Origin of the sequence: Clostridium sp. (genome assembly GCF_018372875.1) — a bacterium.
GTDB lineage: Bacteria > Bacillota > Clostridia > Clostridiales > Clostridiaceae > Clostridium.
Genome location: NZ_JAHAIF010000037.1, coordinates 15,535 through 27,395, shown reverse-complemented (window position 1 = coordinate 27,395; position 11,861 = coordinate 15,535). Strand labels below are relative to the sequence as shown.

Genomic DNA, 11,861 nt, shown 5'->3' with positions numbered 1-11,861 from the left:
TATTTGAGTTACACTTAGATCAAATATATTCAATTTAAGTAACTTTAAATGTTTAAATCATAAATACAGATTACTTCAATTTGTTATTGCAATTTATATATTTATAAAAATATATAAATATTTATTTTTGCATTTATCTATAAATGAATTAATTATTCCAATTTAAAATATTTAATAGTTATCACAGAAAAACAATTCCAATTATAATAATAACTATAATAAAAAAATATCGTATTTTCTATTTTAAATAATACGATATTTCTATAAGATAATAACAATCTATTATTTTAATATTTCTACATATTATTTGTTAAACCATTCATTAGGCAATTGGTTAAAATAATGAACTGAAAATTCTATAACATTATAATCTTGTAGGCCAAAGACCTTAAAAGGTTCCTCAGACAAATACTTCTCTACCTCTTCACTAGATCGTGCTTTCATAACAAATATTCCACCACTCATATCATCTTTTAGTCCAGACATTAATATTAATCCTTTATCCATTGCTTTTTGAGTATAAGTCATGTGTTTTTTCATAATATCATCATTGATTGGACTAGAATCTTTAAGCATACCTTCAACAATAAAATATTTCATTTGCTCCCATCCTCCTATAACTATTATACAGTCTCTATTTCCTTATTTTTAATAATTCCCTGATTTAATACATTATTAGTCTTTTTTACAATTTCCTCTTCATCACCTAAATAGTGCTTTTCTATAACCCTAAAATCATCATCAAATTCATATACTAATGGAATTCCTGTAGGTATATTTACTTCTAATATTTCCTCTTCTGAAAGATTTTCAAAATATTTTACTAGTGATCTTATTGAATTACCATGCGCTACAATTAACACTCTTTTACCTGATAGCATGTCCTTTTTTATAACATTATTAAAATAAGGAACAACTCTATTTATTGTGTCTTCTAAACTTTCACAAAGAGGTAATTCATCTCTATTTATACTACTATATTGTACTTGCTTTTTAGGATTCTGATTGCTTGTCTCTTCTAAAACTGGAGGTCTTACAGAAAATGACCTTCTCCATATTTTAACTTGCTTTTCTCCATATTTCCTAGCAGTCTCAGCTTTGTTTAATCCTTGCAATGCACCATAATGTCTTTCATTTAATTTGTATGATTTAATAACAGAAAGCCAATCTCTATTCATCTCTTCTAATACCAAATTTAAAGTATGGATAGCTCTCTTTAAATAAGAAGTATAACAAACATCAAAATCAAGTTCTTCTTCCTTTAAAGCTTTTCCAGCTAATCTTGCTTCTTTTTTTCCTTCTGGAGATAAATCTACATCACTCCACCCTGTAAATAAGTTTAATTTATTCCATTCACTTTGTCCATGTCTTATAATAACCAATCTCATAGTTTCTCCTCCTTATCTATGATAATGCTACATCTAAAATCATCATAATTACAAATCCTATAGAAAATGCTATTGCACTAATATCTGATGAATTCCCTTCTGCTGCTTCAGGAATTAACTCTTCAACTACAACAAATATCATTGCTCCTGCTGCAAAAGAAAGAAGATATGGCATTATAGGAGTAATAATACTAGAAAATGCTATTGTAATTGCTGCTCCTATAGGCTCTACTATACCTGATAAAGATCCATAAAGAAATGCTTTATTTTTACTTAACCCTTCACTTTTAAGAGGCATTGATATTATTGCACCTTCAGGAAAATTTTGTATTGCTATTCCTATAGAAAGTGCGAAAGCAGATGTAAGAGTTATAGTGTCTCCCCCATTTAGGATTGACGCAAAAACAACTCCTACTGCCATCCCCTCTGGAATATTATGAAGCACTACTGCCAATACAAGCTTTGTAGTCTTCTTTAAGCTATATTTATTTGTACCTTCTGGTTTATCACTATCTACATGAAGATGTGGAATTACCTTATCTAAAGAAAATAAAAATAGAATTCCACACATTACTCCAACTGCTGCTGGCACGAAGGAAAACTTCCCCATTCCACTAGACATATCTATTGCAGGAATAATTAATGACCATACTGATGCTGCCATCATAACACCAGAAGCAAATCCAAGAAGTATTTTATTAATCTTTTTATTCATTTCTTTCTTCATGGCATAAACACCGGCTGCACCTAATGATGTACCTAAGAGTGGAATTAAAATTCCTATTAAAACATTCATTTCCTTCTCCCCCTTTATATAAAATCAACCCAACTTGTATTTATTAACTAATAATTTCTATTAATTAATATTTTATATGTATTTTTTATTGTTTATCAATCATTTAATCTAATTCTTTATTTTTTATATTAATGTATATATTTGAAAATTAATTGCAAGTCAATAATAACCATAATATCCAAAATAACAAAAAATGACAGTACTTTTTATACTGTCATTTTATAAGATCTTATTCTTTTCTTAAAATATCCAATGTATGAGCACTTGCTCCTAGTAAATCTGCTCTTTCACAAGTTGAAAGGTGATACTCAATAAAAAGCTTATAAGTATCTTCATCCATAGAATTTAAAATAGGACGCATATAGTTGGCTGGACCATCAGCGGAAATCAGCTTTATTCTTTTTATTCCTGCACCTTCATTAACTTTATCAATATCTTCAATTCTTACATAATCATATAAATCCTCTGGCTCTGATATAACATGAAAATCTTTGCTCACCTTACCATTTGCAATAGACTCTTTTATATGGTTTTCCTTAAATCCATATGTTAATATGCTATATTCATTCATACAATAAGCTACTAAAATAACTCCACCAACCTTTGTTACTCTCTTAGCTTCTTGTAGCGCTTTTATTTTATCCTCAATTGTATATAAATGATACATTGGTCCAAACACCAATGTCATATCAAATGTATTTTCTGAGAATCTTGATAGGTCTAATGCAGTTCCTTGATAAGCTTTAACAGTGCTTCCTTTTGACTTTAAAACACCTAAATTATGCTTTACAAGTTCTACTGCTGTAACATCATATCCTTCATTAGCTAATTGAACAGAATATCTTCCAGTCCCTGCACCTACATCTAAAATCTTGGCATTCTCATTTCCCTTTAGATATTCATGAATATACTTCATAGATGTTATATATTCCACTTGTCCATGCTTTCTAGTCAATCTTTTATCTTCACAAAATTTATTATAGTATTTCTCTAATTCTACTGTCATATCATCATGTCCCTCATTTATAATATTTAGAAATTACAAGCTATAGTGGCTCTTAATTTCTAAGAAATATTATACTACATTTTTTAAAGGATCAATAACTTCTATAAATTTAAACTTATTATCTTCAAATTCAAACTTTAAAATACAGCAATTAGTAAAATGTATTGGCTCTCTCTTAGAAAGATCTTCCCATTTTCTTAAAAACATAAAACATGCACCACCATGACTTACAGCTAGCACAGTTTCATGATCTTCCTTATTCATAATTTCTGTAAGAGTTTTATTCATTCTCTTTTGCACTTCTAAATCTTCTTCACCATTATACTGAACAAAGAAATCTCCATAGGTTCCACCTTTTTTATTTTTAGGATTTAAATCCTCACTTTCTCCTTCAAAAGTTCCAAAATTCCATTCTTTTAACCCTTTAAGTCTAACATATTTCATATCTGTAATTATCTCTAATGTATCACATGCTCTTTCTTGAGTTGATGAATATGCATGATCAAATTCTATACCATTTTCCTTAAAATAATCCTTAGCTAAGGTTGCTTGTCTAATTCCCTCTTGTGTCAAAGGTGAGTCACAAGCACCTTGAACCTTTCTTCTTAAATTAAATAAAGTTTGTCCATGTCTCATTAAATAAAGTGTTTTTTTCATTGTAACCTCCCAATATTAAATATACATCACTATAATTTTACTACTTGAAGTGAACTCTAAGTCAATGCAAAAAATTCAAAAGGAGCTATCGCATTAGCATATCATTAGCTAGCGATAACTCCTTTTATGTATTTCACTAAAATTTATTTTATATCTAAAAGTGACAGCTCCCTATAATTACTCTTGCATAATTTTTCTTTTTAATATTACAGCCCTAATACACTCATATTTAATATAATCTGGTAAAGCTTTTTTAATAACTTGAATTTTATCTATTCCATGTTTATTTATAGCATCTAGTATTATTTCTTCATCTTCTTTATTGTAATATTTATCCAAATCTATTTTTATACTACTATCTCCAGTAGACTTTATATAATCTGTAACATATCCAAGAATTGTTGAAATTGATATTTCCATATCCTCTGATACACTTTCTATTTCCTCACCCATATTAAGTCTATCTAAAGTTATCTCTGATGTACTTCTAGTTTCTCCATCTATAATAAGCTTCTTTCTCTTCTTCTCTTTCCAAGTAGGATTAAGTCCTTTTTCAATAATATAATTGTCTACTTCTTCAATTATTGAATCACCATATCCCTCTATTTTCTTTGGCCCAATTCCTCCTATATCTTTAAGCTTATCTAGGGTATTAGGATAACGTCCACTTATCTCTTTCAAGGTATTTTTGCTTAAAATCATTGATACAGGAAGGTTTAACTTATTTGCAAATCCTTCTCTTAATTTAATAAGTCTTTCTAATAGTTCCTTATCACTATTAACTTCAAAATAGTCATCTTCTATTTCCTCAGACTCTTTATTATCTATAGCTACTTCCTTTTTTATATTATTTGCTATAACATACTCCTTAATAATTTCTATAAATCTTTCTCCATATCTTTCATACTTAATTTCTCCAACACCAGATATCTTAAGCAATTCCTCTTTATCTATAGGATATTTAACACTCATCTCTCTTAAAGTTCCATCGCCAAATATCATATATGGTGCCTTCTTTTCTTCCTGTGCTATTTCACGTCTTAATGAAGATAACTTATCAAATAAATCATTAATTTCTACTCTATTACTTTCAATATTAACATCCTTTAATAGAACTTTAATTTCTCCTTTTACAACCTTATAAGATAAATTATTTAGAGTAACTGTAGAAAACTCCTCATTTACTTCTAAATATCCATGAGCTATTAAAATATTAATAAACTCCTTTAAACCATCACTAGAGTATTCCTTCATTATTCCATAAGTACTTAATTCATTAAACCCTAGATTTAAAAGTTTTTTATTCTTAGAACCTCTAAGAACATCTACTATCATACCAACTCCAAAGTTTCTTTTCATTTTATGAATACAGGATATAACTTTTTGAGCATCTATAGTTTTATCCATAACTTCACCTTTATTTAAACAGTTGCTACAATTATCGCATTCACCTTCATAAGTGTCACCAAAATAATTCAAAATATATTTTCTATAGCAACTATTTATATAAACTAAACTCATCATTTGTTGAAGCTTTTTATATTGTTTATTCTTTCTTAAAGGGTCTTCTGTGCTTACTTCAATTAAATACTTTTGAGTAATAACATCTGCTGGTGAAAAAAGCATAATACACTCACTTGGTTCACCATCTCTACCAGCTCTACCTATCTCTTGATAATACCCTTCAATATTCTTAGGCATATTATAATGAATAACATATCTTATGTTAGACTTATCAATGCCCATTCCAAAAGCATTTGTTGCAACTATTATATTAGTATCATCATTTATAAACTCTTCCTGACTTTTTATTCTTTCATCGTTTGATAACCCAGCATGATATTTTCCAACACTAATCTTGTTTTTCTTTAATAAGTCATAAGTACTCTCAACTTCTTTTCTTGTAGCAGCATATATTATCCCTGAATCTTTAGGATTATTTTTTATGTAGTTAACTAAAAACTTCTTTTTATCTGAGCCCTTAACAATATTTATTCTTAAATTCTCTCTATCAAATCCAGTAACAAATATCTTAGGTTCCCTAAGTTTTAATAAATTTACAATATCATTTCTTACTTCTTCAGATGCTGTAGCTGTAAATGCTGTTATTATTGGCCTTTCTACAAGCTTATCAATAAATGTTGCAATACCTTTATAACTAACCCTAAAATCATGTCCCCATTGAGACACACAGTGAGCTTCATCAATGGCTACTTGAGCTATCTTAATTTGAGTTATAACTGTAATAAATTCATTTGAGTTTAGTCTTTCAGGTGCAACATATATAATTTTATATTTATTATTTACAATTCCATTTATAACCTCATTAAACTCATAGTTAGACAAAGAACTATTTAAAAATGCAGAGTTAATACCTACTGAATTTAATGTATCTACTTGATCTTTCATAAGAGATATAAGAGGTGAAATTACTATTGTTACCCCCTCTAACATTAAGGCTGGAATTTGGTAACAAATGGACTTCCCTCCCCCTGTTGGCATAATAGCAAGAGCATCATTTCCTTTTAATATCTCATCTATTATTTTTTCCTGTCCTCTTCTAAAACTATTATATCCAAAGTATTTTTCTAATATTTCTAATTTATTAATTGCCAATGCTATTCTCCCTACTCTCATACTATATCTTATTTTAATTCATTTCCTCTTGACTTCTTATTATACTAAAAATACTTATAGCTTTCCATTAAACCACTCTTTCAACTCATCTACTCCTCCTAATGTATCATATCTATCCTTTTCAACATTTCCTTCAAAATAGATTATTGTTGGAACGCTTTCAACTTTTACTTCTTTTAATATTTCCTTCATTAATTCATTATTTTCATTTCTAGCTTTATCTGTATCAAATAAATATATTTTTTCTTGTGAATTCTTATCTAATACTTCCTTCAAATTTTCATCTAGTTGAAGGCACCTATCACAGGTTTTTCGTGAAAAATATATTATTTTATTCTTATCTTCTTTTATTAAATTTGATATTTCAGATAGGGATACACTCTTAAAACTTAATTCTTCAACAGTTTCTACATTCTGTGTTTCTTCTTTATTATTAATATCATTATTAGTGCATGCTATAGCTCCAAACATTAAACATATAGATAGTGATATAAAAATAAATTTCTTCATAAATACTCCTCCATTATGTATAAAAGGAGGATAATACGCTATCCCCCTTCTAATATTATTTTACTGTCTTTTTCTTTCTAAAGTATACACAAGCTATTCCTGCAATTATAGCTATTGATGCAAATAAAAGCATTTTACTTTCCTGTGTATCACCAGTCTTAACAGTTTCACCATCACTATTATCCCCTGATGGATTTGAAGGCTTTGATGGATCTTCTTTGTCAACACTTGGCTCTACTGGTTTTTCCTCAAGAGCTTTTATTGAATCATCCAATGCTTTTAATGCATTATCTACCTCTTCTTGTGTAGCATATTCATTATTTAATACAGTTTTTGCATTATTTAATTCCTCTTTAAGTGCTTGTATAGTTTCTTCTGTATATTCTACATTGCTTTCAATAATAGAATTTGCTCTATTAATTACATCCACTAAATCCTTAATATTAACTAATTCTGTAATTGAATTTATTAAATTTAATTTAGCATTATCTATATCATCTTGAGATACACTTGATAAGTCTTTTAATATATCTTTTGCTCCTTCTAATGCTTCTATAAATTTACTATAACTTGCTTTTGTATAATTTTCTTCTACATATTTATTAGAAGATGCCACTAATTCTTCTAAATCAGTTATATCAGGAACGTTATAGTCATTTATTGTTACTATTTCATATATAGTAGGAGCTATACCTTGCCAATCAATCCTAATTTCAAAAATATTATCATACTTAGTATTTACAAGTTCAGTTAAGCTTTTATTTAAAATTCCAAGTTCATTCCAAATAGCTTCTCCATATTCATTATATCCTGTTCTAACCATAACCTTTGCATTTGATATAGAATTGCCACCTTGAACAATATTTATCTTCTTAACATCAGTTTTTTCAGATAAACGATAAGTTAAACTTCCTGATTTTATTTTATCATTATTAGTATTTGGCTTATATGCTGTAGTTAAATCTCCATCATTAATATTTCTTGGTGAAAATCCTTCTAACTCTATTGGATTTGATATATAAGTTGGGTCATTAATTGTTGAAATATATTCGCCATCATTTATTAAAATTTCACTTATTTTAACCCATCTATACTTATAATCTGCAGTAAACAATATTCTTAAATATCTAGCTTCTTTACTTGTATCCAACTCTCCCCTTACAAAAGCATGGGAAATTGGTACTATTGTTGTGCTATCTCCATGAGAATATCCAGCTTCAACTGGTTTAGAGTTTATATCACTATTATCATTCTCTTTTCCATCACCAATAGTAATTACATCTGTCCAACTTTCACCATCATTAGATATTTGGAACTTAGCATCTCTTAAATAATCTTTTTCTGTATCTAACACAGCATAAGTAAGATTTTTCACATTAATTGTTTGCCCCAAATCAAATACTATACTTTCATCTTTTATTGGTGATGAATCAAATGATGCTGATGTACTAAAGTTTTTATCAAATATACTTCTAACTTTACCATTAATTTTAGTAAATGCTGATTCTAAAGATGGTTCATATATTTCGTTAGATTTAACTTCAAATTTATTTAAATTAAACGTTACATCCTTACTAGCTAATAATCTTACATATCTAGCATCCTGTAGTTTACTATTATCATTGATTTTGATATTGGTCCACTCTACTCCATTCATAGATGTTTGTAAACTTAATCCATCTTCATTTGATACCTCTACTAAAATTTCACTTAAATCTTTAATTCTATTCAATTTAATTCCTATATATTCGTTTGCATGTAATATTATATTTTCTTTTGGATTTAATTTAGTTAACTCCTCATTTTCAAAAGTTGATAAAAGCTCTAAATTAGTATTAGTATACACATTTTTTGTTGATGCATCTGCACCATGCTTTTCAACACTGATTTCTGATAATATTATCCACTTATGAAGGTCTACTTCATTAGTTAATCTAATATATCTAGCTTCTTTTCCATCAAAGTTTTCCTCAATAACATCTTGTCCAGAATCTTTGCCAGTATATTCTTTAAATTTTGTCCAATTTAAATTATCTGTTGAATACTCTAGTTTATAACTAGTCCATTTATCAGCTGAACCATTTCTTCCAAGTACAAATCTAACCTCTCCCACTGGAACTACTTTTCCTAAATCAACTCCAACAAAATCTCCAGCATAAGTCATATCTCCATCATTAGTTTTATACCAAACATCTGTAGAATCATCACCATCGAATAAATTAGACTCACTACCCGAATGAATTCCATTCCAACTTGAAGTTTTTATTATAGTTGGATTAATATCTGGTTGTTCTACAATATTATCTTTATTAATTATAATATCTTTAATTCCAAGCCAAGTATTTGTTCTCGGTTTAGTTGCAATAACACGAACCCCCATTGCATCTAAGTTTAATCCATCTATAGTAATTTTTTGTGGCATAGAATAAACTTTGCCTTGTTCTAAATCTAACCAAGTTTTTCCGTCTAATGTGTATTGAATCTTAGCTTCTTGCATTGTATCATTTTGATTTGAAATAGCCCCCAAGGAGAATTCCATATCTTTAATATTAATTACTTTATTATATTTAACTCCAATGTAAGTTCCTTCTGATATTGTATTTGGATTCTTGTAAACAACTTCTGTAGAAGGATTATTATCCAAAATATTATTTAAATCTCCTGTTGGGGTATCACTTCTATTAGTTATAACTGTAGTGATAACCTTAGATGGATCAACTATACTAGAAACTATTGGAGCTAAAAAATATTGCATATTGTTTATAAACGGTACAATATGTTGAACACCTACTTCTGCATATTCTGTATGGTCTACATAATTAAATCCATAAGTTTTTGATTTTTCAAAGGATGATTGAGCTTCTGAATAATGAGACCATAATTCACTTCTATTGCCTTCTTCATTTGCAATAATAGCTTTTAAGTATTCAATTGCCGCAGTTGTTGTGTCTTCCCAACAATTTAACCAATAAATTATTTGATCCCTTGTTTTTTTATTTCCTGGATTATTCTTATAATAATTAGCCGCATCTTTAAGCTTTGTAAATTCCTTTATTAATAGTAATGCATCATCTTTAACATTAACTCCAGAATCACACTTTTCCTTGAAAGCCTTTAATTTTGGTGCTAACTCAATAGATTCTTGTAATGCTGTAACACGATTGTCCATATTTTGATTAATCATGTGTTTACTTATTTCACGCAAAGCAGCTGAAGCCTCTGTTTCTATGGCTGTATTATGATCCATATATTTAAATGAATCATTCCAGTTCTTATCTGCTTGCTCCTTTGTATCCCATATATTCCATGAATAATCTGCAACTGCAAATAGAGCTGATTTATTTGCTTCTGATTGTTGCATTGGATTTAACATTATTCCTTCTATAAGTGTTGAATCAACACCTGGATGCAAGAACGTATCATTACCACCCATTATTAAATGACTCTTAGAGTTATCTGAACATGGCCAGTTAATCCAATAATATGGAGCTCTACCTGTGTTATTCTTAAATGTTTGAGAGAAATTTTCAGTCACTTCTCCCCAAACTCTTCCACCTGTTTGTACAAGTTGTACATTTTTTGGTGCTTCTTTTAAAGATGTAAACTCAACACTTGATCCATTTCCCATATAATCATAAGGAACATATGGTAATGTAGTTTTCATATCAGGATACTCAAGTCTTACTTCATTTTCTAACCAATTAGTTATGTCATTTACTAATCTAAGTCCTAGTTCTCCACCTGGATTAGCAAAATCATCCGCTAAGATGGCAACTTGTCTAACACCTTGATCAATAACTTGTTTAAGTTTAGATTTTAAATCCCCTAAATCCTTCTGATATCCAGCTTCATCTTTTCCTATTCCAAAAGCATCATTTCCTGGAAATGGGTGAATTCCATAAACAAATCTACATTTAGAAGCATTACCTGCATCTGCTAATTGTTTAATCCACTTAAGCTCATCTTCAGTATATAGCGAACGCCATTGAACTCTATGCTTTGGATCATCCTTTGGTGCATAAAAATAAGCATTTAACTTATAATATCCACCATAATTCATAAGATCTGATCTATCTTGAACTGACCAAGGATTTCCATAGTAACCTTCTATAAATCCACGAGTTACTACATTTGCATAATCTTCTATTTTGAAGTTTCTTATTTCATTATCAGTTACTTGATTAAATATATGATATAAAGTTGTTAATCCATAAAATGCAGAATCTGTATCTTTTCCAAGAACAGTAATAACATTATTATCAGATACTAAAAAATAAGAATCTGTTTTGCTAAAAAGATTTTCTGTCGATAAGGCATATTTCTCTGCATACTTATCAACAGCTTCATCAGAACCATAAACCCCTACTAAAATATTAGTCTTTCCATTAATAATTTGGTTTGAGTCTGAAACTTCATAAGAAATGCTATGAGCTTTTAGGATCTCATCTTCAAGTCTAGACTTAGTATAATTATCTATTCCCTTCTCATAAATAACGTTTACACCACTACCAAAATTAAAACTTCCCTCTTCATATTCTACACTCTGTGGTGAAGGATATATCTCATAGTCAGTATTAACCTTTTCAATAGCTGTTACTTTGGGTTCACTAGTTTCAGCCGATACACTTATTGGACCTAGCATATTAGACAGTATCATAGCACCTGTAATCATTGCAGATAAATATCTTTTTGATTTTCTTATCATACCATTCTTCTCCTTCCTTTAATTTTTATGGGTTTACCTTCATCTCAATACCTGATTGTACTAGTATCGTAGAGTAAAGCTCTTACTTTAATCTTTTTTTCGTTTTAAAATTAACGCCTCCTTATTCTTATTTTACGCTTAAATAATACTATCTTTAAAAAG

General features: G+C 28.9%; 8 protein-coding genes. All 8 read right to left on the bottom strand.

The annotated features are described in order from the left end of the window. Nucleotides 1–303: 303 nt before the first annotated feature. Entirely contained in the window at nucleotides 304–600 is a 297-nt protein-coding gene (locus KIB46_RS11850; RefSeq protein ID WP_291672121.1) for a YciI family protein, read from the bottom strand. A 23-nt stretch (nucleotides 601–623) separates the two neighbouring features. Then, entirely contained in the window at nucleotides 624–1,388 is a 765-nt protein-coding gene (gene gpmA / locus KIB46_RS11845) for a 2,3-diphosphoglycerate-dependent phosphoglycerate mutase (protein ID WP_291672119.1), read from the bottom strand. Nucleotides 1,389–1,404: 16 nt separating this feature from the next. Further along, nucleotides 1,405–2,184 (bottom strand): ZIP family metal transporter, encoded by a 780-nt coding sequence (locus KIB46_RS11840; protein ID WP_156560697.1) that lies wholly within the window; start codon nucleotides 2,182–2,184, stop codon nucleotides 1,405–1,407. 229 nt (nucleotides 2,185–2,413) lie between these two features. Continuing rightward, nucleotides 2,414–3,190 (bottom strand): class I SAM-dependent methyltransferase, encoded by a 777-nt coding sequence (locus KIB46_RS11835; protein ID WP_156560695.1) that lies wholly within the window; start codon nucleotides 3,188–3,190, stop codon nucleotides 2,414–2,416. 69 nt (nucleotides 3,191–3,259) lie between these two features. Then, entirely contained in the window at nucleotides 3,260–3,847 is a 588-nt protein-coding gene (locus KIB46_RS11830) for a histidine phosphatase family protein (RefSeq protein WP_156560693.1), read from the bottom strand. A gap of 177 nt (nucleotides 3,848–4,024) precedes the next feature. Beyond that, on the bottom strand, nucleotides 4,025–6,484 hold the full coding sequence (gene recQ, locus KIB46_RS11825) for a DNA helicase RecQ (RefSeq protein ID WP_363290419.1): 2,460 nt from the start codon (nucleotides 6,482–6,484) through the stop codon (nucleotides 4,025–4,027). A 54-nt stretch (nucleotides 6,485–6,538) separates the two neighbouring features. Then, nucleotides 6,539–6,994, bottom strand: a complete 456-nt coding sequence (locus tag KIB46_RS11820; protein ID WP_156560689.1) for a thioredoxin family protein — start codon at nucleotides 6,992–6,994, stop codon at nucleotides 6,539–6,541. A 55-nt stretch (nucleotides 6,995–7,049) separates the two neighbouring features. After that, the gene (locus KIB46_RS11815) at nucleotides 7,050–11,699 is read right to left on the bottom strand and encodes a beta-N-acetylglucosaminidase domain-containing protein (protein ID WP_291672113.1); all 4,650 of its coding nucleotides are present in this window, start codon (nucleotides 11,697–11,699) and stop codon (nucleotides 7,050–7,052) included. Nucleotides 11,700–11,861 lie beyond the last annotated feature (162 nt).